The sequence below is a fragment of the Streptomyces sp. NPDC054786 genome (assembly GCF_053611685.1).
The window spans coordinates 175,758-197,829 of record NZ_JBSHAW010000008.1 but is presented as its reverse complement, the minus strand read 5'-3'; the positions used below and the strand labels follow the sequence as shown (position 1 = coordinate 197,829).

At 69.9% G+C, this 22,072-nt stretch carries 14 protein-coding genes; 2 read left to right on the top strand and 12 right to left on the bottom strand.

What is annotated here, in order from left to right:
• Positions 1-1,776: FtsK/SpoIIIE domain-containing protein (locus ACWGI6_RS09870; protein ID WP_453266999.1), on the top strand; the 1,776-nt coding region annotated here is incomplete at its 5' end.
• Between the two features lie 111 nt (positions 1,777-1,887).
• Here the strand turns inward: ACWGI6_RS09870 and ACWGI6_RS09865 are convergent.
• The 10 genes from ACWGI6_RS09865 to ACWGI6_RS09820 form a co-directional block, all read right to left on the bottom strand.
• A complete protein-coding gene (locus ACWGI6_RS09865; RefSeq protein WP_453266998.1) occupies positions 1,888-3,276 on the bottom strand; it encodes a putative T7SS-secreted protein in 1,389 nt (462 codons plus the stop codon).
• 146 nt (positions 3,277-3,422) lie between these two features.
• A complete protein-coding gene (locus ACWGI6_RS09860; protein WP_453266997.1) occupies positions 3,423-4,055 on the bottom strand; it encodes a hypothetical protein in 633 nt (210 codons plus the stop codon).
• A complete protein-coding gene (locus ACWGI6_RS09855; protein WP_453266996.1) occupies positions 4,052-8,569 on the bottom strand; it encodes a DUF6531 domain-containing protein in 4,518 nt (1,505 codons plus the stop codon). The genes ACWGI6_RS09860 and ACWGI6_RS09855 overlap by 4 nt, the downstream gene beginning before the upstream one ends.
• Positions 8,570-8,890: 321 nt before the next feature.
• Positions 8,891-13,396: an RHS repeat-associated core domain-containing protein gene (locus ACWGI6_RS09850; RefSeq protein ID WP_453266995.1), complete on the bottom strand. Its 4,506-nt coding sequence runs from the start codon at positions 13,394-13,396 to the stop codon at positions 8,891-8,893.
• 10 nt (positions 13,397-13,406) lie between these two features.
• Positions 13,407-14,135, bottom strand: coding sequence for a hypothetical protein (locus ACWGI6_RS09845; RefSeq protein WP_453266994.1), 729 nt, complete (start codon positions 14,133-14,135; stop codon positions 13,407-13,409).
• Between the two features lie 32 nt (positions 14,136-14,167).
• On the bottom strand, positions 14,168-14,482 hold the full coding sequence (locus ACWGI6_RS09840; protein WP_328385899.1) for a hypothetical protein: 315 nt from the start codon (positions 14,480-14,482) through the stop codon (positions 14,168-14,170).
• Positions 14,483-14,557: 75 nt separating this feature from the next.
• A complete protein-coding gene (locus ACWGI6_RS09835) occupies positions 14,558-14,857 on the bottom strand; it encodes a WXG100 family type VII secretion target (protein WP_328385900.1) in 300 nt (99 codons plus the stop codon).
• A 326-nt stretch (positions 14,858-15,183) separates the two neighbouring features.
• On the bottom strand, positions 15,184-15,804 hold the full coding sequence (locus ACWGI6_RS09830; RefSeq protein ID WP_453266993.1) for a hypothetical protein: 621 nt from the start codon (positions 15,802-15,804) through the stop codon (positions 15,184-15,186).
• A gap of 438 nt (positions 15,805-16,242) precedes the next feature.
• The gene (locus tag ACWGI6_RS09825) at positions 16,243-17,148 is read right to left on the bottom strand and encodes an NADP-dependent oxidoreductase (protein WP_453266992.1); all 906 of its coding nucleotides are present in this window, start codon (positions 17,146-17,148) and stop codon (positions 16,243-16,245) included.
• 84 nt (positions 17,149-17,232) lie between these two features.
• Positions 17,233-18,303, bottom strand: coding sequence for an alkene reductase (locus ACWGI6_RS09820; protein ID WP_453266991.1), 1,071 nt, complete (start codon positions 18,301-18,303; stop codon positions 17,233-17,235).
• A gap of 249 nt (positions 18,304-18,552) precedes the next feature.
• On the opposite strand from ACWGI6_RS09820, the gene ACWGI6_RS09815 reads away from it, so the two are divergent.
• The gene (locus tag ACWGI6_RS09815; protein ID WP_453266990.1) at positions 18,553-19,086 is read left to right on the top strand and encodes a MarR family winged helix-turn-helix transcriptional regulator; all 534 of its coding nucleotides are present in this window, start codon (positions 18,553-18,555) and stop codon (positions 19,084-19,086) included.
• Positions 19,087-19,476: 390 nt separating this feature from the next.
• On the opposite strand, the gene secY is transcribed toward ACWGI6_RS09815, so the two are convergent.
• A complete protein-coding gene (gene secY / locus ACWGI6_RS09810; protein WP_453266989.1) occupies positions 19,477-20,784 on the bottom strand; it encodes a preprotein translocase subunit SecY in 1,308 nt (435 codons plus the stop codon).
• A gap of 771 nt (positions 20,785-21,555) precedes the next feature.
• Positions 21,556-22,059 carry a SigE family RNA polymerase sigma factor gene (locus ACWGI6_RS09805; protein WP_453267009.1) on the bottom strand — a complete coding sequence of 168 codons (504 nt, stop codon included), beginning with the start codon at positions 22,057-22,059 and terminating at the stop codon, positions 21,556-21,558.
• Positions 22,060-22,072: the final 13 nt, after the last annotated feature.

Sequence of the window (22,072 nt, the reverse complement as noted above, 5' to 3'; positions counted from 1 at the left end):
GCCCGGCGCCCGGGGCGGGGGGGGGGGGCGCGCGGGTGGGGGGGGCGGGCCGCCCCGCTGCGGCCGGGGCGGGGCGCCGCGGCCGCCCCCGCCGAGGTGGAGACGGACCTCACCGGGCTCGTCGAGGCGATCCGCGGCGCGGACCGGGAGATGGGCATCCCCGCGCAGCACAGCCCCTGGCTGCCGCCGCTGCCCGAGGTCCTCGTCACCGGCGAACTTCCCCCGCCCCCGCCCTCGGACTACGACCTGGCGCCCGTCGCGTACGGCGTCGTGGACCTGCCCGCACAACAGGCCCGGCAGGCCCTGGTGATCGACCCGGCGACGCTCGGGCACCTGCACCTCATCGGCTCGCCCCGGCAGGGCAGGTCGCAGACGCTGCGCACCATCGCCGGCGTCACGGCCCTCGCCCACTCCGCCGACAAGCTGCACATGTACGGCATCGACTGCGGCAACGGCGCGCTGCTGCCCATCGAGGGCCTGCCGCACTGCGGGGCCATCACCCAGCGCACCCAGCCCGACCGGGTGGCCCGGCTGCTCGCCCGGCTGACCGAGGAGCTGGGCCGACGTCAGGAGATGCTCGCCGCGCGCGGCAGCGCCGACCTGGCGGAGCTGCGCCGTGCCCTACCGGAGTCCGAACGGCCGCCGCACATCCTGCTGTTCATCGACCGCTGGGAGGTCTTCGACAAGCAGCTCGGCGAGTACGACTCCGGGAACCTGCTGAACTCCGTGCTGACCCTGCTGCGGGACGGCGCGAGCGTCGGCATCCACCTGGTGATGACCGGCGACCGGGCGCTGTTCTCCAGCCGGGTCAACGGCTCCACCGAGGACAAGCTCGTACTCAAGCTGAACGAGAAGTCCGAGTACGGGCAGATCGGCATCACCCAGCGCAACGTGCCGGACGAGATCCCGCCGGGCCGCGCCTTCCGCGCCGCCGACAAGGCCGAGGTGCAGATCGCGCTCCTCACCCAGAACCCGGAAGGCCAGGCGCAGGCCACGGCGCTCCAGCAGATCGCCGCGCACTGCCGCGAGCAGTCGGCTCATCTCCCGGGCACCACCCGGCCGTTCCGCGTCGACACCCTGCCGGACCGGCTCACCTGGGAGCAGGCGATGCAGTACGTGCCGCGGCCGCTGCCGTCCGCACGGTGGGCCCTGTCCGGTGTCGGCGGCGACGAACTCACGGCGGTCGGACCCGACTTCTCCGTCACGCCGACGTTCCTCGTCTCCGGGCCCGCCCGCTCGGGGCGCAGCACCGTCCTGGCGACGCTGGCCATGTCGCTGCTCTCGGTCAGGACACCTATCGTCATCGGCGCGCCGGCCAGGTCGCCGCTGCGCCGGCTCGCCGGACGGCCCGGGGTCCTCGCGGTGTTCGACGAGGCCGACATCGACCCCACGGCCCTTGAGCAGGCGCTGGCCTCCGCTCCGAAGGGCGCCGTGGTGATCCTGGACGACGCCGACCTGTTGCTGAAGTCGAAGGCGGAATCCGTTCTCACGCCGATCGCCAAGTCCGGTGCCGAGACCGGCCGGGGCCTGGTGATCGCCGGGCAGACCGACCGGCTCTCCTCCGGCTTCTCCGGCTGGCACACCGAGGCCCGCCGCAACCGCTGCGGCCTGCTGCTGAAGCCGCAGAACATGAGCGACGGCGAACTGATCGGCGTCAAGGTCCCCCGCAGCCGCCTGGGCGCCACCCGCCCCGGACGGGCGATCCTGCACCTGGGGGACGGGGTGCTGCGCACGGTCCAGGTTCCGGAGACGGTGTTGCCGAAGCCCGGCAGCTGACCCGACGGGGACGGCATGCGCGAGGGCCCCGCACCGGCTTCGACCGGTGCGGGGCCCTCGCGCTGTGTGCGGGCCGGTGCGCGGGTGCGGGCGCCCGTGCACGCGTCCCGGTCAGGGGGTGCCGGGCAGGTAGCTGTCGTCGTGCACCGGCGGGGTGGTGTGACCGGTGTAGGCCAGCGGCCCGTAGCCCAGGCCGACCACGCCCAGGGCGAAGCCGGCCACGTCCGTGCGGGTCCAGGCGTGGGTGAGGCCCCGCAGGCCGTCCAGGGTCGGCAGCCTCAGGGACGACGCGGGGAACCGGAAGCCGTTCGCCAGGACGTTCTGCAGCACCGAGCTCACCGCACCGGTCGGGTTCCGCGCCGTCTTGGCGAGGAACGCGAGATCGTCGATCTTGGATCCGATCCCCTTCACCGCGTTGACGATGTCGGTGGGGAGCTTCTTGAAGTCCTTGCCGGAGATCCAGATGTTCCTGGGGACCTTCCCCACGGCCTCGGGAATTTTCTTGAACTCGCCCCGGAACTGGTTGAACCCGCTGTTGATCTTGCTGATGCCGCCGCTCGCCCCGCCCACCTTGACCGCGGACGTGACCGACTTGGCGATCGAACCGACGCCCTTGAGAACGGCGCCGCCGCCGAGGAACAGCCCGATGCTGCTCAGCACGATGCCGAGGACGTTGAACTCGCCCTTCTCCGCGCTCATGGACATGTTGATCCCGAACGCCGTCGCGCCGGTCACGATGCCGGCGATGGACAGGGCGAGTCCGACGCCCTGCAGACCGGGCACCAGCATGGCCAGCACGCCCAGCACACCGCTGATGATGCCCAGGGCGAGGCTGAACGCCTTCCGGATCTGCTCCCAGAGGCTGTAGCCCTCGACGGACTCCTCCTTGGCGTCGTCCAGCGCACGGGCCGCGACGGAGGCGTCCTCCTCGCGCACCTGCCGCGCGTCCTCCGCGAGCGCCCGGGCGGCGTCCAGATCCCCCTGCGCGTCGTCGGACCGCCGCTGCGCCGAGGACTGCTCGCTGCGCGCCTCGTCCAGCGCGCGGCGGGTGCTCGCGCGGGCCTCGTGGTCGTCCGGCGGATGGTGCGCGGCGTCCAGCCGGCCGATGTCCGCGCCGGCGGCCTTCACCACCTCGGTGGCCGACTCCAGCCGCTCCTTGGCCTCCCGGCCGTCCTCCAGCGCCTTGTCGGCCTTGTGCTGCACGTCGAGCAGCGAGTGCGCGTACGTGTCGAGCGCACCGGCCGCCTGGTCGTAGGAGCTGTGCAGCTTGCGGACCTGCTCGGTCAGATCACCGAGCTTGTCCCGGAGCTTGTCCATGGCCCGGCCCTCGCCGACCTGCTCGGCCTCCAGCCCGGAGAGCAGGGGCAGGGCGTCCCCCGCGTCGTCGGCCACCGAGCGGTAGCTGCGCGCGAGTCTGCCGAGCATCTCCGCGTCGCCCGGGGTCGGATCGTCCGAGAACCCGAATACGTCCTGCCAGTCGGACGCCGGTGGGCGCGCCATGGACGTCACCTCACTTTCCGTCAGTCACGGTGCCCGAGATCCGCGCCGACCGCCGGGGCTGCCCCACGACGGGTCCGGGCCCGGGCTCCTTCTCCGTTCCGGGTATGCCCGGACGCATCCGGCCACACGTGCTCGTGGATCTGCCGTCAGGAAGCGTCCGCGTCCGCGTTCACGAATTCCCAGACGTGCTCCTGAACCTCGACTGCGGAATCCAGCACTTCCTGCTGCGCTGCGGAATCGAACTCGGAAGCCATTTCGACGAACGAAGGGAACAAGCTGATCAATGTGGGCGCGAGGGCGCGAGGGATTCCGTCCTGGTCCTGAAATTCTTCGGCCAGGGCGTCCAGCACGCCAAGGAAGTCGGACAGCTTCTCCGACGGAACCTCCTGGAGATCCCGAGTTTCACGGAGAAGACTGTCCCATCTGTCGGCCAGTGAGAGCGCTTCAGCCGGCAGGCTCACCTCGTCCTCGACTCGCTGCTTCTTCACCGCCGACAGCGCCAGTCCCTGGAGTTCGCGGGCCGCACGGTCGATCGCCGAACATGCAGGCTCAGGGTACGCATCAGACACCCCGTTGAGCGCCGCGTACAGGTCCACGAGTTCGGCCAGCGCCTCCCTGGGAATCAGGGAACACCCGTCCCATTCCTGTTCGCACTGCCGGAGTACGCTGAATACTTTCTCCAGTGCTTCCTCGTCAAGGCCCTCGTTGGACCGAAGAGGCAGCGTGAGCGAGTCAAGAGCTTCGGTCAGCTCATCCGCCGTGTCAGAGTCAGTCATCATTCTCCAGCATTCCTGATCCAAGTGATTGCGTCCGCGGGCACGCGCCCCTCGAGCAGGACTTCTTGCGAAGCCATGGCGTACCTGATCGGCCTGCCTCGCGGCTTGATTCCAGCGGCGACACGTCCCTCATGCGTCGTGAGGTCGTGGACCTTGCCTTCGAACTTGGAAAGGTCGATCTTGACGGCGCCGTATTCACCCTTCCACTGGTTGATGACCTTCATACTGTTCGTCGTGGAAATAAACTGTGATTTGGCGTTTTTGCGGCTTCCGTTCATGACGTGCCCCGCCGGCTTCCAGTTGGCGTTCGGGTTCTTCGCCACCAGCCCTCGGCTGGGATCATCGTTCTTGTTCAGATTCCTGAAGACGACGCAAGGAGCCAGTCCAAGGGGGTCGCATACCTGGAAAGGATCGCTCACATACGCGTAGGGATTCGGGTCCGGCACGAGCCCCAGCGGGTCAGGCGATATGTACCGCCCGACGTCTGCGTCGTAGTGACGGTGAACGTTGTAGTGAAGACCGGTTTCGGGGTCGGCGTACTGGCCGGGGAAGCGCAACGGTGTGTAGGCGGTGGCGTCGCGATTCCAGCTCGTGGTGCCCCACACGGTTGCCCGCGTGTGCCAGGCGATCTCACCCGATTCATCGACGAGTTCGGTGGGGGTGCCGACGAGGTCGGTGACCATCGCGAAGAAGCGGGAGTCGACCTCGTCCTGCCGCAGCGCCTGCCCGTCGGCCGCGGTCAGCCGGCGCTCGTACTGCGTCATCGGCCGCTGGTCGTCGTAGTCCCAGGTCACGGTGACGCCCGTGCGTGAGGTGGACTCCTCCGCCAGGCGGATGCCGTCCCAGGTGAAGTAGACCGCCTCGACCGGCGCCCCGTCCTCGCCCATGCGGTACTTCGCAGTGCGGCGGCCCAGCGGGTCGTAGGTGTAGGTCCAGCGGGTGCCGTCGGGGGTGGTGCACGCGGTCAGCCGGTTCTCGGCGTCCCACTCGTAGCGCCAGGTGTCCGGCTTCTTCGAGAGCCGCGTCTTCTGACGCAGTGTCATGCGCCCGGCGGCGTCGTGCTCGTAGCGGACACCACCCGCGGAGATGAGTCGTGTGCCCTGGTAGGTGCGCTCGCCGCGCGCGCCGTCGTCGTCGGCCCGCCGGCCGGGCCAGTCGCCCGCGGTCTGGTTGCCGGCGGCGTCGTAGGCGTAAGCCTCCGACCAGCCTTCTGCCGTCACCGTGAGTGGACGCCCCACGGGGTCGAGGTCCATGCGGCGGGTCCGGCCGGTGACCTCCTCGGTGATGGCGGTGAGGTGGTTGTCGGGGCGGTAGCCGTAGGAGCGGCCACGGCGCAGCTCGTGACCGGAGGTCAGGTGCTGGCGGGCGAGCCGGCCCAGGGAGTCGTAGGTGGTGGAGAGCCGGACGTCCGCGCCGAAGAACCGTTCGGTCTCGCGCCCCAACTCGTCCCGTGTGAAGCTCAGTTGGTGTCCATCGGTGGACACGCCGGTCGTGTTGCCGGCGGCGTCGTAGGTGTAGGTGGAGGTGGCGCCGGTGGGAGTGGTGCGGGAGACGAGCTGTCCGGCGGGGTCGTAGCCGTAGCGCATGGTGCGGCCGTCGACGGTCTCCGACAGCAGCCGGCCACCGGCGTCGTAGGCCATTTCCAGCGTCGCTCCGGGTCCTTCGGCGCGGATCATGCGTCCGTCCGCGTCGTGGGTGTAGCGGGTGACGGCACCGGCGGCGTCCTTCGTGGTGACCCGTCCCAGCACGTCCCGCTCGAGGCGGATCTCCTCACCCCGCGGGGTCGAATGGGTCGTCAGCTGACCGGCCGCGTCGTAGGCGTAGCTGAAGCGGCGGTCGTCGAAGTCCGACTCCGCGGTGACCCGCCCTGCGCTGTCGTGCGTGTAGTCCCAGGTCAGGCCCTGAGAATTGGTGACGCTTGTGAGGCGCAGTTCGGCGTCGTAGGCGAAGGCGTACGTGACGCCGTCGGGCATGGTGCGCTCGGCCAGCAGGTCGAAGTGCGTGTAGCGCATTGCGGTCGTGCCGCCGCCCGGGTCGGTATGGGAGAGACAGTTGCCCTCCCCGTCCCACTGCCACTCCTCGACGCTGCCGTCCGCGGCCGTACGCCGGGACAGCAGGCCCTCGACCGTCCACTCCAGCCCGGTGACTCCGCCCAGGGCATCGGTCACCGTCACCGGACGGCCGAACGCGTCCCGGACACACGTCGTCCCGATGTCCGGGAGGCATTCTCCCCGGCCGGAGGCCGGCGAAGGGCCGACGACGCGCACCGGCAGGCCCGCGGGGTCGCTGTCGACACGGGTCCCGGTGCCGTCCGGCCAGGTGAGGGTGGTGACGGCGCCGGTGGGAGCGTAGGTGTAACGGGTGACGGCGTCGTCGGGTCCGGTGACGGCGGTGCGGTTGCCGCGGGCGTCGTACTCCTGCCGCCAGGTCGTCCCGCCCGGCAGCACGATCTCGGTGGGCTGGTGCAGGGAGTTGTAGGTGGCCTCGGTGCGGCTGCCGTCGGGGTGCTCGATGACGGTGAGGTCGCCCCCTACGCCCCACTCGTAGCGGGTGGTGTTGCCCAGCGCGTCGGTGTGGGCGAGGAGGTGGTCGTAGCGGTCCCACTCGGAGTGGGTGGTGTGGCCCAGCGGGTCGGTCTCGGCGACGACCTGGTAGAGGTCGTTGAGCTGGTAGACGGTGGTGGCGCCGCAGGCGTCGGTGTAGTGGGTGCGCTGCTCGGCCGGGTCGTAGCTCCACTGCGAGGAGAGGTAGCCGTCGGGGCCGATGGTCTCGGTGACGCGGTGGGTCTCGTCGTAGGCGTACCGGTACGTGGAGTTGTTCCGGTCGGTCCAGGAGGTGATGCGGGAGTGCTCGTCGTAGTCGAACACCAGCGCCTTGCCGGAGGAGTTGACGATGTGGCTGAGGTTGCCGTCCGTGTCGCGCTGGTAGGACACCACCTCCACCGGGCCCTCGGGCGTGACCACGGAGGCGTCCAGCAGCAGGCCGGCGACGCAGTTCAGCTCCACGCGGTAGCCGCCGGAGTGGACCATCGCCGTCGGGGAGCCGTCCGCCTCCCGCTCGATCCGCACCTCGTTCTCATTGCGGTCGTGCCGGCGGACCAGCCAGTGCACGCGGGTCTCGTCGTCGGCCCCGGCCGTGGGACGGTCCGCGAAGTGGTGGACGATGCCGGTGCGCGACTCGCGGACGACGTAGGAGACCTCGCCCTCGGCCGTCTCCTCGGCCGCCAGCGGCAGGCGGGGGCCTTCGTCGGGCCACACCAGGTCGTCCACCGAGCCGGCCTCGGGGAGCCGCGGGTAGGTCAGGATCGACCCGTCCTCCCGCGCCCACCACACCCGGCCCCGGCCGTCGACCTCGAGGCGCTCGTCCAGCGTGGAGGCCCAGGAGGGGCCGAAGAACTGCCCGTAGCGGTAGGTCGACAGATACGTCCTGGAGAGCACCAGCGGCAGTTCGCCCGGGAGTTCCAGGTCGGTCTGCGTCAGCAGCATCTCGCCGGTGGCCACGTCGACCGGGTCGGTCGCGCACTTCTTGCCGATTCCCTCCCGGCTGACGGAACGGGCGGCGCCGGACCCGATGTTCTTCATCGCGCCGGGCTTGACGCCCTTGAGGGCCGAGCCGACGCTTCCGAGGCCCTTGAGCAGCGCGCCGCCGCCCGCGACGAGGCCGACGACGCCGAGGACGATCTCGCCGATGTTCCAGTCGCCGGTCTCGGCCATGATCGAGATATTGATGGCCAGTGATGCCGCTCCGGCGACGACGGCACCGATCGTGAGCGCGATCCCCAGACCCTGAAGCCCGGGTATCAGCATCGCGAGCACGCCGAGTACGGCGCTGATGATGGCGAGGGCCTTGCTGAACGCCTTCTTGATCTTGTCCCAGAGGCTGTAGCCGGCGACGGACTCGTCCCGGGCGTCGTCCAGCTTCTGGGCGGCGACGGAGGCGTCTTCTTCGCGGACTTGGCGCGCGTCCTCGGCGAGCATGCGGGCCGCGTCGAGATCCGCCTGCGCGTCATCGGCCTGGGCCTGCGCGGAGGACTGCTTGCTGTGCGCCTCGTCGAGGGCGCGGCGGGTGCTGGCCCGGGCTTCCTTGTCGTCCGGCGGATGCTTGGCGCCGTCGAGGTGACTGATGTCGGCGCCGGCCGCCTTGACGACGTCGGTGGCCGATTCGAGCCGGTCCTTGGCTTCGCGGCCCTTTTCCAGGGCGTTGTCGGCGTTGCGCTGCTGGTCGCGCAGCGAATTCACGTACGTGTCCAGGGCGCCGGCGGCCTGGTCGTAGGAACTGTGCAGCTTGCGTACCTGGTTGGCCAGGTCGCCCAGCTTGTCCCGGAGCTTGTCCATCGTCTTGCCCTCGCCGACCTGGTTGTCCTCCAGGCCGGAGACGAGGGGCAGGGCATCGCCCGCGTTGTCCGCGACGGAGCGGTACTGGCGGGCCAGGTCTCCGAGCATGTCCGCATCGCCCGGGGTCGGGTCGTCGGAGAAACCGAACACGTCCTGCCAGTCGGTTTCAGGGGGCCGCGCCACGTCCCGACCTCACTTTCCGTTCTCGATGTCCACGCCCGACAGCGCCCACCTCGGGCGGCTTCCTCATTCGGACGGTTCACAGCCGGTGTACGGATCGTGCTGTGCCGCGGTTCACCGTCGACCGCGCCGGGACTCCGGGCAGGAAGAGGGCCCCACCGGGGAACGTGAGTTCCGGTGGGGCCCTCTTCTGCTGTCACCCCGTGCGGGTGCAGGGCCTTCCGGGAACGAGAGGGATCAACTCCGAAGGGGCGGAATCAACCGATCTCATGCCGTTCGGGGATCTCCCCGCCACGACACCGGCGGGAGGGGTTCGCGCCTGGTTCACTCCCTCCACTTCAGACCTCCCCCCGCGTCCCAGGTCTTGTCCGACCAGGCGTACCGGACGTTGACTCCGAGTTCGCCGGCCATGCGGTTCATCGCACCCTTGCAGCTGCTGCACGGCGGCCGTGTGCCTTGCATGAATACGGCTTCTCCCCGGGCGAGCGGAGCCCGGCCGAGATACGGGTCGTTCGGGATGGAGACCTTGTCGCCGGTGCTGGCGCCGGCCATGCGGGAGAAACGGTGTTCCGTGTGGACGACGTTCCCGTACGCCCAGTTTCTGGGGAGAGTGCCTTCCGCCGCGGTCCTGGCCTCGCCGGATCCCGGTGTCCGCACCGTGTGCTCGGCCCTGACGGGCCACGGCCTGTAACCCCCGCCGGACTCCAGGACGTAGATCTGGGCCGTATGTCCACACTCCTCCAGACCGAGTGGGTCGTACGAGGTGGAGGGGTTCGAGACGTAGGCGACCGGGTTCGGCGCCGGGTCGAGGCCGAGCGGGTCGGGTGAGACGTAGCGTCCCGTCTCCGGGTCGTAGTGGCGGAAGTAGTTGTAGTGAAGGCCGGTTTCGGGGTCCTGGTACTGGCCGGGAAAGCGCAGCGGGGTGGTGGCCGTGGCATCGCGGTTGCGACTGGTGACACCCCAGAGAGTGGCGCGGGAGCGCCAGGCGATGCCGCCCTGCTCATCCACCAGTTCGGTGGGAGTACCGACCAGGTCGGTCACGATCGAGAAGAACCGGGAGTCGTACTCCTCCTGCGTCCTCGGCCTGCGCTCCAGCTGTGTCAGGGGCCGGTATTCGTCGTGGTCCCAGGTGAGGGTGATGCCGTTGGCGGTGTCGGTCTGTTCGGCGAGGCGGGTCTCGTCCCAGGTGAAGTGGACCGCCTCGGCGACCGACCCGTCCTCCGCCATGCGGTACTTGGCGGTACGCCGGGCCAGCGGGTCATAGGTGTAGCGCCAGCGGGTGCCGTCGGGCGTCACGCACGAGGTGAGCTGGTCCTCCGCGTTCCATTCGTAGCGCCAGGTGTCGGGCTTCCTCGACAGACGGCGCTTCTGGCGCAGCACCATGCGGCCGGCGGCGTCGTACTCGTAGCGCACCGCCCCCGCGGCCTGGATGCGGGTGCCCGTGTAGGTGCGCTCGCCGCGGGCCTCCGCCCGCCCGGCCCTCTCCGGCCACGTCGCCGACGTCTGGTTGCCCGCCTGGTCGTAGGCGTAGGACTCGGTCCAGCCGTCGGCGGTCACGGCCAACGGGCGACCCGCCGGGTCGAGTTCCAGCTGCCGGCTCAGGCCCGTCCTCGCGTCCGTGACGGCCGTGAGGCGATCGTCCGCACGGTAGGTGTAGGTGCGCTCGCGCAGGATGCCGGCGGAGGTGGCGAGGCGCTGGGCGACAGGACGTCCGGCCGGGTCCCAGTCGCTCGTCGCCTCCACGGGCGAGGTCCGGCTGCCCCAGACGCGGGCCATCTCTTTGCCGAGTACGTCGTGGGTGAAGGCCACCCGGTGCCCGTCGACGGTGAGGCTGTCGCGGTTTCCCAGCTCGTCGTAGGTGAGTTCGGTGACGGCGCCGGTGGGGGTGGTGCGGGAGGTGCGACGGCCGAGGACGTCGTAGGTGAAACCGGTACGGCGGCCGTCCACGGTTTCGGCCAGGACCCGCCCCATGGCGTCGCGTTCGAACTCCAGCGTCGAGTCCGGGGAGGCCATGCGGACGAGTGATCCGGCCTGGTCGTACTCATAGGACGTCGTGGTCCCCGCCACGTTCTTGAGGAGTATCTCGCCCACGGAGTTGTACTGGAAGGAGATCTCCTCGCCCAGCGGGTGGGTGCGGGCGAGCAGTCGGCCCGACGCATCGTGGGTGTAGGTGACCTCACGGCCGTCGAAGTCGGACTCGCTCGTCAGACGGCCTGCCGCGTCATAGGCGTAATCCCAGGTGAGACCCTGCGGGTTGCGGACCTGCGTGAGGCGGCGCTCCGCGTCGTAGGCGAAGGTGTAGCGCACCCCGTCGGGCCCGGTACGGGCCGCGAGCAGGTCGAAGTGGGTGTACTCGTACCTGGTGGCGCCCCCCGCGGAGTCGGCCGCCGAGAGGCAGTTGCCCTCTCCGTCCCAGCTCATGCGCTTGACCCGCCCGTCGGGGGCGATGTTGCGCGCCAGCCGTCCCTCGACGGTCCACTCGGTGCGGATGACCGCTCCGAACGGATCGGTGAGGGCGATGAGCCGGCCGAACGCGTCGCGCTCCGCCACCGCCGTGCCTCCGGAGCCGCTGTCGACGCCCACGGTCAGCCCCGCCGCGTCCGCTTCGAACCTGACCAGCCCTCCCGACGGGTCCGTGGCCGTGGCGGTCGCGCCGGTGGGATGACGGGTGAGGTGGTGCGTGGTGCCGTCGGGAGCGGTCAGGGAGGTCAGGTTGCCGCGCTCGTCGAACTCCTGCCGCCAGACGCTGCCGTCGGGCTGGGTCTGCGCGGTCGGCTGATTCAGCCTGTTGTAGGCCGTCGTGGAGCTCTTGCCGTCGGGGAGGCGGACGACAGTGAGGTTGTGGCCCTGGTCGTACTCGTAGCGGGTGGTGTGGCCGAGGGCGTCGGTGCGCGACAGGAGGTGGTCGTAGCGGTCCCACTCGGTGTGGACGGTGTGGCCCAGCGGGTCGGTCTCTGCGACGACCTGGTACAGGTCGTTGAGCTGGTAGGTCGTCGTGGCGCCGCAGGCGTCGGTGAAGTGGTTCCGCTGCTCGGCCGGGTCGTAGGACCACTGCGAGGAGAGATAGCCCTCGGGGCCGATGGTCTCGGTGACGCGGTTCGCGTCGTCGTAGACGTAGCGGTAGGTGGAGTCGTTGCGGTCGGTCCAGGCGGTGATGCGGTTCCGGTCGTCGTAGTCGAACACCATCGCCTGACCGGAGGAGTTGACGACGTGGCTGAGGTTGCCGTCCGCGTCGTGCCGGTAGGACATCACCTCGACGGGGCCGTCGGGCGTGGCGACCGCAACGTCCAGCAGCAGGCCGGCGACGCAGTTCACCTCCACGCGGTAGCCGCCGGAGTGGACCATCGCCGTCGGGGAGCCGTCCTCCTCCCGCTCGATCCGCACCTCGTTGCCGTTCCGGTCGTGCCACCGGACCAGCCAGTGCACGCGGGTGTCGTCGTCGGCACCGGAGGTGGGACGGTCCGCGAAGTAGCTGCTCACACCGGTGTGCGGATCGGCGACCGAGTAGGTGACCTCGCCCTCGGCCGTCTCCTCGGCCGCCAGCGGCAGGCGCGCTCCCTCCTCGGGCCACACCAGGTCGTCCACGGAGCCGGCCTCGGGGAGCCGCGGGTAGCTGAGGATCGAGCCGTCCTCGCGCGCCCAGAACGCCCGCCCCCGGCCGTCGACTTCGAGGCGTTCGTCCAGGGTGGAGGCCCAGGAGGGGCCGAAGAACTGCCCGTAGCGGTACGTCGACAGATACGTCCGGGTCAGCCGCAGCGACAGCACGCCGTGCAGCTCCAGGTCGGTCTTGATCATGAGCATCTCGCCGGTGGCCACGTCCACCGGGTCGGTCGCGCACTTCTTGCCGGCCGCGCCACGGCCGTTGGAGCGGAAGCTGGAGCCGATCTTGTTCAGCCCGTTGCGCGCGACGCCCTTGAGGGCCGAGCCGACGCTTCCGAGGCCCTTGAGCAGCGCGCCGCCGCCCGCGACGAGGCCGACGACGCCCAGGACGATCTCGCCGATGTCCCAGTCGCCTGTCTCGGCCATGATCGACATATTGATGCCGAGTGATGCGGCGCCTGCCACGACGGCACCGATCGTCAGGGCGATGCCGAGCCCCTGCAGTCCGGGGATGAGCAGTGCCAGTACGCCCAGTACGGCGCTGATGATGGCGAGGGCCTTGCTGAACGCCTTCTTGATCTTGTCCCAGAGGCTGTAGCCCGCGACGGACTCGTCCCTCGCGTCGTCCAGTTTCTGGGCGGCGGTGGCGGCGTCCTCCTGGCGGACCTGGCGGGCGTCTTCGGCGAGCATGCGGGCGGCGTCCAGGTCGGCCTGGGCGTCGTCGGCCCGCGCCTGGGCCCCCGACTGTTTGCTGTGGGCCTCGTCGAGGGCGCGGCGGGTGCTGGCCCGGGCTTCCTTGTCGTCCGGCGGGTGCTTGGCGCCGTCGAGGTGGCTGATGTCGGCGCCGGCCGCCTTGACGACGTCGGTGGCCGATTCGAGCCGGTCCTTGGCTTCGCGGCCCTTTTCAAGGGCGTTGTCGGCGTTGCGCTGCTGGTCGCGCAGCGAATTCACGTACGTGTCCAGGGCGCCGGCGGCCTGGTCGTAGGAACTGTGCAGCTTGCGTACCTGGTTGGCCAGGTCGCCCAGCTTGTCCCGGAGCTTGTCCATCGTCTTGCCCTCGCCGACCTGGTTGTCCTCCAGGCCGGAGACGAGGGGCAGGGCATCGCCCGCGTTGTCCGCCACGGAACGGTACTGGCGGGCCAGGTCTCCGAGCATGTCCGCATCGCCCGGAGTCGGGTCGTCCGAGAACCCGAACACGTCTTCCCAATCGGACACCGCTGGACGCGCCATGGCCGCTACCTCACTTTTCCTGTTCTGTTTCGCCCATGGGGCTTCCATCGGCGACTCCCGCCGCCGGACCTGCTGCGTTGGTCGTGTCGGCCTGGCCGTCGAAACGGAGCGACTCCGCGATCGCGTCGAAGACCTCGTAGAACTGCTCCGCCAGATCCACGTTGGGAGTGGAGCTGGCGATCACCAGGTAGTCGTGGGTGTTGGGCACCGGGACGAGGGTGTGCCGCACCGCGGTGGGAACCCGCGTCCCGTGGTAATCGACGTCCTCGATGCGGGAGATCCGCCCGGCCGCTCCGACGTGGGGCAGCTCCACCAACTCCACCTCGCCGGGCGGCAGTCCGCTGCCCTCCGCGTCGGTGCCGAGCTGCACGCCTGCGGCCATGACGAGGTCCGCCAGATCCTCCGACTCCTCCTCCGGAACGGAGATCCGGAGCACCACCGTGGTGGCGCTGAGCACCAGAGGACCGCTGCCCGCGCGCAGAATCCTGATCATCCCCGACGCCCGCAGCGCACCCTGCGCGTGCGCCTCGCGGGCGATGCGCCGGGTGTTGCGGATCAGCCCGTCCAGCTGCTCGCGGGTCAGCTGCGGGGCCTTCTCCACCTGCGCCTCGATACGGCGGCGGATCGACGCGTCCCGGGTGCTCGGGTCGAGGTCGAGATGCCACCACGAATCGGGGAACCTCAGGCTGTATTCCGCGGGCGCGGCCGCCTCTGGCTGCTCCGTGGTCGGTTCCGTCATGGCGCTTTTCCCTTCGGCGTGACGTTCCTCGGTCACGCGTCCTGCTGGTCTTCGTCCAGCGACTTGATGGTCTCGTCGTCCGTCTGCATGAAGTTCTCGGCGATCGTGTCCGTGTTGTCGGCGAACGTCTTCACGTTGTCGTGAACCCGCTCGTGACCTGCCACCCACGCCTTGTCGAACGCGTCGAGGGCGTCCGCGAGCGTGCTGTCGCCGGCCAGACTCTTGAAGTCCCCCGCCCCGCCGGTGGCGTTGTAGAGCGTCGCGGAGTTCCCGATCAGATCCCCGATGTTCTGGAGCTCCTTGACGGTGTCCTTCAGGTCCTGCACAGGCACGCTGATGTTGCCCATCGGTGTCTCCTCTCCTGTCCCGGCCGTCCGGCCCCGCCCTCACGGGGAGGGCGGGGCCGGACTGTGCGGGGCACGTCAGCCGATGGAGCCGGCCGTCTGGTCGTCGGTGTCGACGAACGCGTCGGCGACCTGCTTGATGAACTCGCTGACACCCTGCAGACCCTCGATGGCCTTCTCGGTGCCGTTCTTGTACTCCTCCCAGTACGGGCGGAACTTGCTCTCCGAGCCCGGCGTCGCGTAGGCCGCCTCGACCATCTCGTCCATCTTGGTGTTGGCCTCGTGGAGGCTCTGCTGCATCTGCTCCTTCTGGTTCTGCAGCCAGGTCGACGCCTCCCGCATCTCATCCGGGCTGATCTTGATGTTGCCGCCGGCCATCTCGGTTCCTTCTCTCGTCTCGGGGCGCCGCGGTCACTGATCCGCGCACACCGGGCTGTACGGGGCACCCGCTGGGGCGGTTCACGCCTGTTGCGGAACGGTGACGAAAGCAGCGGGACGGCGCGCCGACGGGACTGGGGCCGCGTATCAACTCGGGCCGGTAGCCGGTGCGTTATGGCACGCCACCCGAGAACGGTCGGGACAACAAGCCAGCCCCAGGCCGTTGACCTGGGGCTTCCATGTGGTGTGGTCGCGCTGTCCCGCCAGAGCTCCGCCTTCGCCGACAACCCCCGGCGCCGGCGAGCGGTGCGATGTCGCGCGGGGGCTTACGGGTGGTACTTCTCCTCGACCGTCTCGCCGGCGCCGGACTTGGGGTTCATGGTGACGCGGACGGTCACGCTGCTGGTCTTCGCAGCCTTCTCCAACTGCTCCACGGTGCACTTCGAGGTGCCGTAGCCGTCCTCGCCGATGGTCACCCGACCCCCGTCAACGGAGCAGATCGCGGCCGCGCCGAGGATCTTTGTGGCGTTGGCGACGAAGAACGCCTGGTCCGTGCCGCCGCCCTGGGGCTTGACGATCAGCTTGCCGGGAGCGAGGTACTCCAGCGTGCCGACGATCGTGCGGTGATTACCCGCGTGGGCGACGCCGCCTCCGCCGGGGGCGGACTCGCTGCCGGTGCGGGCGGCGGACGACGCCGTGGCGGACGTGCCGCCGTTCTGGCCCTGCGAGCCGGAGTTGCCCGAGGAGGAGCCGCCGGCCGAGGACGAGGCGTGCTGCGAGTCGGACGCGGTCGAAGAGCCCGAGCCGGCGGCGCCCGCCGTGCCGGAGCCCTGCCCGCAGGCCGTGGTCCCCAGGCCCAGCGCCGCCGCGACGACGATGGTGGCGGCGATGCGGCGGCCGGCGCGGCCGCGGAAGCGGTTGGTGGCGGTGGCGGTGGCGGTGTTCATCATGTACTCCCGTTGCTCTGTTCTCTCGTTTCGCTCCCGGACGACAATCAGCTTCGAAGATCGAGTTGGCGTTCCGCTAATGGACGGCTAACGGCCTTGATGACGTAGGGAAAGTTCATGACGTAGGGAAGTTCGATCGCACCGGCGTGAGCCGGTTGCCGTCGTGGCTTCGCAGGTGAGGGCCCGCCCTGTCCAAGGCGTCCAGGAGCCGGATCGAGAAGACCTCGGGCTCCGGCGCCACCTTCAAGGACACGAGGGTCCGTGTCGGCCAGTCGTCGGAGAAGGCCGCGCTCATCCATCAGCACTCGGACCGTGAGCGACAGCATGAGGTCGCGAGCGGACTGGATGGTGGGCCGCAGCCGGCCGGGGGTGCCGACTGCGGCCCGGCAGCCTTGTCCGCTCCGGCGAGGCGAGGCGGCGGCTCAGGGGTTCAGGGGTTCAGGGAAGGAGTACGACCTTGCCCTTGTTGCGGCGGGCCTCGATGTCCCGGTGGGCGGTGGCGGCCTGGTCGAGCGGGTACGTACGCCACACGGGGACGTCGAGTTCGCCGGCCGCGGCCAGCTGCACCAGCTGCGGCAGGGAGTCTTCGGCGTGGTCGGCGCTGCCGGCGCTGAAGCGGACACCGTGCTCGGCGGCGGACATGTCGGCGATGGTGATCACGCGTGCGCTGTCGCCGGTCAGGGCGACGGACTCGGCGAGGACGCCGGCGCCGGCGGCGTCGAAGACGAAGTCGACTCCCTCGGGGGCCGCGGCCTCCACCCGCTCCGCCCAGCCGTCGCCATAACGGACCGCGGTGGCGCCCAGCGCGGTGAGGCGCTCGACGTCGTGTTCGCCGACGGTCCCCACGACGGGGACGCCGCGGGCGACGGCCAGTTGCACCGCGATGGTGCCCACACTGCCCGCGGCGCCGTGGACGAGCAGGGTCTGCCCGGCCTGCGCACCCAGCTGCCGCAGGACACGGGACGCGGTCTCGCCGACCGTGACCAGCGAGGTGGCGACCTCCCACGACAGGGCCCGGGGCCTGGCCACCGGCCGCTCCAGCAGGGCGTACTCGGCGTAGCTGCCGCCGACGGCGGCACCGAGGACCTCGTCCCCCACGGCCGCACCGGCTCCCTCGCCGACGGCATCGACGACACCGGCCGCGTCCAGGCCGGGGACCACGGGGAAGCGCGCCGGGGCGGCCTTCGCCATCAGACCGGACCGGATCTTGAGGTCGAGGGGGTTCACGGAGGCGGCCCGCACCCGCTTGCGGACCTGGCCCGGCCCGGGCTCCGGCGGGGTGACCTCCGACGGCCGCAGCACCTCGGGCGCGCCGTACTCGGAGAAGGTGATTGCTGTGGACATCGGAAACTCCCAGGTAGGGGCGAGAAGGGGAGGCAACCGCACGCGCTATGACTCACTGTGCGGCTGCCTCGGTGCGGTCGCCGCTCAGGCGGTGAGGGTGGGGTAGTCGGTGTAGCCGCGGTGGTCGCCGCCGTAGAAGGTGGCCTTGTCGGGGTCGTTGAACGGGCCGCCGGAGGCGAGGCGCCGGGGCAGGTCGGGATTGGCCAGGAACAGCGCCCCGTAGGCCACCATGTCCGCGCTCCCGTCCTCGATCAGACCCAGCGCGTCGGGGCCGGTGGCGTCGGGGTAGGTGAACGGGTTGAGGACGAACGTGCCGGGCCAGCTCTTGCGCAGCCGCGGGGTCAGGTCCCGGTTCGGCCCTTCCATCAGGTGCAGGTACGCAAGGTCCAGGCCGGCGAGCCGGTCCAGCAGGGCGAGGTAGACCTCGTCCGGGGTGTCCTCGGCGATGTCGTTGAACTGGTTCCCGGGCGAGATCCGCAGGCCCACCCGGTCGCCGCCGATCGCCTCGGCCACGGCGGTGACGACCTCGACGGCGAAGCGGATCCGGCCCTCGGTGGTGCCGCCCCACCCGTCGGTGCGGTGGTTGGTGTTGGGTGCGAGGAACTGGTGGATCAGGTAGCCGTTGGCGCCGTGCAGCTCCACGCCGTCGAACCCGGCCTCGACCGCGTTGCGGGCGGCGTCGGCGAAGTCGGCGACGGTCTGCCGGATCTCCGCCTCGCTCAGCTCCTTCGGCGTCACGAACTCCTTCGGCCCCTCGTGGGTGAAGACCCGCCCCTCGGCGGCCACCGCCGACGGCCCCACCGGCAGCAGCCCGTCGGGCAGCAGGCTCGGGTGCCCGATCCGGCCGGTGTGCATCAGCTGCGCGAAGATCGCACCGCCCTCGCGGTGCACGGCGTCGGTCACCGTCCGCCATGCCCGCACCTGGCCGGGCGTGTGCAGGCCGGGGGTGTCGGGGTAGCCCTGGCCGACTGGCGAGGGCTGGATGCCCTCCGTGACGATCAGCCCGGCGGCGGCCCGCTGCGCGTAGTACGTCGCCATCTGCTCGGTCGGCTCGGCGCCGGGACCGTAGGCGCGGCTGCGGGTCATCGGCGCCATCACGAGGCGGTTCGCCAGGGGCCTGCCGCCCAGGGCGATCGGGTCGAAAGCAGTGGTCATGGGTTTCTTCCTCCGGGTGAGTAGTGCTCGGCGGCCGGGCGCTCACGAGCCCGCACCAGCAGATGCCTGCCTGAACAAGTAAATCACCTGTCTGAACAGGTAACGACCCCGAATCCCTTCCCGCTTTCCCATGTGAAGCACGTAACACGTTGCTGTCTGCCCATATGCGCCCTGGTGGCGGCGTAGGTGCCGCCAGGTATCGCGCGGGAAGGTAGGCTTATGCTGCCTAAGCAGGAAAGTGAGGTTCCGATGACGCAGTCCACGCCGGAAACCGGGAAGGGCCCCGCGGCGACGGGGCAGGAGGTCACCGTTCCGGTACCGGCCGCGGCCGGCGGCGGACCGGTCAGCCACGCGATCTTCCGCCTGGCCCGCCTGCACCGCATGTTCGCCGGACAACTACTGCGCCGGATCGGCCTGCATCCGGGCCAGGAGCTGGTGATGATGCACCTGTGGGAGCTCGGCCCCCAGAGGCAGGCCGACCTGGTGCGGCTGATGGACTCCGACGCCGCCACCATGACCCGCACCGTCCGGCGCCTGGAGCAGGCCGGCTTCGTCCGCCGCCGCCCCTCGCCCACCGACAAGCGCGCCTCACTCATCGAACCCACGGCGGCCAGCCATGCCCTGCGCCGTGAGGTCGAGCAGGTCTGGAGCCACCTGGAGGACCTCTCCACGGCGGGCCTCTCCGCCGACGAGCGAACCGCTGCCCTGCACACCCTCGAACGCCTGGAACAGAACCTCGTCCAGGCTGCCGCCGATCCCGACGGAGCATGCGGGGAGAATTAGCACCTCGACGGCTGCGATGGCAGCGCCTCCGAGAAAGCCGCGCTCTTCTCTCAGCACTCGAACCTGGACCGGCAGAAGGAGGTCGCCAGTGGCCTGGACGCCATGGTGCGGGCTGCGCGGCAGGAGCCGGTGGCTGGGCCGGATCAGGATCGACCGGGCACGTAGCGGGCACGAAGCGCTCAGCACGGTCTGGACAACTCAGCGGCCCAGTCGGGGAGTTAGCTCCCTGAACTGGGCCTTCGTCCGTGGAGCGGGTGACGGCCGACGGGCAGGCGGATGCGCACCTTCTTCAGGGCGGGGATGAACCTCTGGGATCGCGCGAGGTTCTTGGCGAGGTACGCGGCCCGGGTACCCGTGCCGCCCCCGGGGTTCCGACGAGGACGATTCGCATCAGCGGAGGAACCCTTCGTAGTTGCGCTGCTGAAGCTGGCTCTCGATCTGCTTCACGGTCTCCAGGCCCACACTCACGATGATGAGGATGCTCGTCCCGCCGAAGGGGAAGTTCTGGTTCGCGTTGAACAGCACCAACTCCATTGTCGGTACGAGCGCGATCAGCCCCAGATACAGCGAGCCCGGCCATGTGATCCGGTTGAGCACGTAGCTGAGGTACTCGGCCGTCGGGCGACCGGCCCGGATGCCCGGGACGAAGCCACCGTGCTTCTTCATGTTGTCGGCGACTTCTTCGGGGTTGAAGCTGATGGCGACGTAGAAGAAGGCGAAGAACACGATCAACAAGACGTACGCGGCGAGGTAAACGGGGTGGTCTCCCTTGGTGAAGGTGGTGGCGATCCAGGTCGCCCATGCCGCCTTCGACCCGCTGAACCGTGCGATGAGCGCCGGGATGGAGAGCAGCGATGACGCGAAGATGACGGGGATCACACCCGCCTGATTCACCTTGAGCGGGATGTACGTGGACGTACCGCCATACGACCGGCGCCCGATCATCCGCTTCGCGTACTGCACCGGGATGCGCCGCTGGGCCTGCTCGACGAAGACCACCAGGGCGACCATTGCCAGGCCCACCAGGATCACCGCGAAGAACTCGACCCAGCCGCCGGCGAGCTTGCCCTGGAGCTTGACCTGCCACAGCGCGCCCGGGAAGCGGGCGGCGATCGAGATGAACATCAGGATCGACATGCCGTTGCCGATACCGCGGTCGGTCACCATCTCGCCGAGCCACATGATCAGGGCCGTACCGGCGGTCATCGTGATGACCATCGTGAGAGTGGTGAAGACCGAGCCGTTGGGCACGATCTGGCGCGTACAGCCCTGGAAGAGCGAACCGGCGCGGGCGGCGCCCACCAGGGCGGTGCCCTCCAGGGCGGCGAGCGCCACGGTCAGATAGCGGGTGTACTGGGTGATCTTCGCCTGGCCGGACTGCCCCTCCTTCTTGAGGGCCTCCAACCGCGGGATCACCACGGTCAGCAGCTGGAGGATGATGCTCGCCGTGATGTACGGCATGGTCCCCAGCGCGAAGATCGTGACCTGCAGCAGCGCTCCACCGCTGAACATGTTCACCAGGCCGAACAACCCGCTGTTGGCGTGGGTCCGCTCCATGCAGAACTCGACGTTCGCGTACTTCACCCCAGGGACCGGGATGTGCGCTCCGACCTGGTAGAGCACGATGATGCCCAACGTGAACAGCAGCTTCTTGCGCAGGTCGGGCGTCTTGAACGCTCGGGCGAACGCGGTGAGCACGGTGCCTCCTGCGCCTCCTGCCACTCTCAGGGCAGGGAGGCGACGGTCTTGAGGATCGACGAATACGTAGCGGCTGTACTGCGCGGAGCTCGCCCGCACGGCGGGTTCCGAGGCAGGACCCCGTGGCCGACTTGGTTGCCCGGAGTGCGGTGCGCGCGCGAACGACGTGCCGTCTCCCTCTCGCCCAGGTGTACGGACACCGGGCTCTCGTACACACCCATCGGGACCGCTTGACCGCGGCCAAGGCGCTACCTGGCGGTCGGGGTTTGTGTCGGTGTCGGAACCGGCTCGGCGGGTGAGGGGCGGTACGGCATCGGCACCGGGCCGGTGGTTGAGGGGCGGTACGGCATCGGCACCGGGCCGGTGGTTGAGGGACGGTACGGCATCGGCACCGGACCGGTAGTTGAGGCGCAGGCCGGCATCGGCACCGGCCGGGTGGCTGACGTGCAGGTCGGCACCGGTGCCTTCGTCCCCCTCGGCAAGGGGCGAGGAGTCGACGGCACCGGGACCGACTCGGCAGGGGTGCCGGGGCGGTGCTGAGGGCCGGTGGGGCCGTCCTGAGCGAAGGAGCTTGGCAGGACCATCAGTCCGACTCCGAGCCCGGCAAGGGTCAGCACTGATCCGGTGGCCGTCCAGGCCGCTCGAGCCCGCCGGCGTGCGCGAACGCCGGCGTGCAGTCGGTCGCGGTGCCGGTCCTCATAGAGCGTGTCCTCCTGGCCGTCGCGCATCATCCGCGCCAGCTCCTGCTCGAAGTGATCCATAGCTCCCTCTTCACTCCACCGGCTCTGCCTCAGCCAGAAGCTGACGCAACCGTGCAACGCCGCGTGCCGTCAGTGAACGGGCGGTACCCACCGGACAGCCCAGCCCCTCCGCGACATCCCGCTCGGGCAGGTCCTGGTAGTAGCGCAGCACCACCGCAGCCCGCTGCCGCGCCGGCAGCAACGCCAACACAGCCTCCAACCGGGTCTGTTCGTCCACGGCAGCGGTCTCATCTGCCACCTCGGGCGGGTCGGGCAGCTGGTCCACAGGGTGCTCGCCCCACCAGCGACGCCGTGCCGAGCGAGCCGCAGCACGGGCCAAGACCCTGCGCACATACGCCTCGGGCGCCTCCTTGGCCACCTTCGGCCAGGCAAACCACAGTTTGACGAGCGCTTCCTGCAGCAGATCCTCGGCCCGGTGCCGGTCTCCACCGGTGAACAGCCGCGCCAGGTGAAGCAACGCCGACCACCGAGCCGCCACGAACCGGTCGAACTCATCGGCCCGCAACTGCCCCATCAGCGTCACCCCC

What these genes read in the sequence shown, in the direction of transcription:
- ACWGI6_RS09840 (WP_328385899.1), bottom strand. Translation starts at nt 14,482, where the DNA reads ATGGGCAACATCAGCGTGCCTGTGCAGGACCTGAAGGACACCGTCAAG.
- ACWGI6_RS09835 (WP_328385900.1), bottom strand. Translation starts at nt 14,857, where the DNA reads ATGGCCGGCGGCAACATCAAGATCAGCCCGGATGAGATGCGGGAGGCG.
- ACWGI6_RS09820 (WP_453266991.1), bottom strand. Translation starts at nt 18,303, where the DNA reads ATGACCACTGCTTTCGACCCGATCGCCCTGGGCGGCAGGCCCCTGGCG.
- ACWGI6_RS09860 (WP_453266997.1), bottom strand. Translation starts at nt 4,055, where the DNA reads ATGATGACTGACTCTGACACGGCGGATGAGCTGACCGAAGCTCTTGAC.
- ACWGI6_RS09850 (WP_453266995.1), bottom strand. Translation starts at nt 13,396, where the DNA reads ATGGCGCGTCCAGCGGTGTCCGATTGGGAAGACGTGTTCGGGTTCTCG.
- ACWGI6_RS09805 (WP_453267009.1), bottom strand. Translation starts at nt 22,059, where the DNA reads ATGGGGCAGTTGCGGGCCGATGAGTTCGACCGGTTCGTGGCGGCTCGG.
- ACWGI6_RS09865 (WP_453266998.1), bottom strand. Translation starts at nt 3,276, where the DNA reads ATGGCGCGCCCACCGGCGTCCGACTGGCAGGACGTATTCGGGTTCTCG.
- ACWGI6_RS09815 (WP_453266990.1), top strand. Translation starts at nt 18,553, where the DNA reads ATGACGCAGTCCACGCCGGAAACCGGGAAGGGCCCCGCGGCGACGGGG.
- ACWGI6_RS09830 (WP_453266993.1), bottom strand. Translation starts at nt 15,804, where the DNA reads ATGAACACCGCCACCGCCACCGCCACCAACCGCTTCCGCGGCCGCGCC.
- ACWGI6_RS09845 (WP_453266994.1), bottom strand. Translation starts at nt 14,135, where the DNA reads ATGACGGAACCGACCACGGAGCAGCCAGAGGCGGCCGCGCCCGCGGAA.
- ACWGI6_RS09825 (WP_453266992.1), bottom strand. Translation starts at nt 17,148, where the DNA reads ATGTCCACAGCAATCACCTTCTCCGAGTACGGCGCGCCCGAGGTGCTG.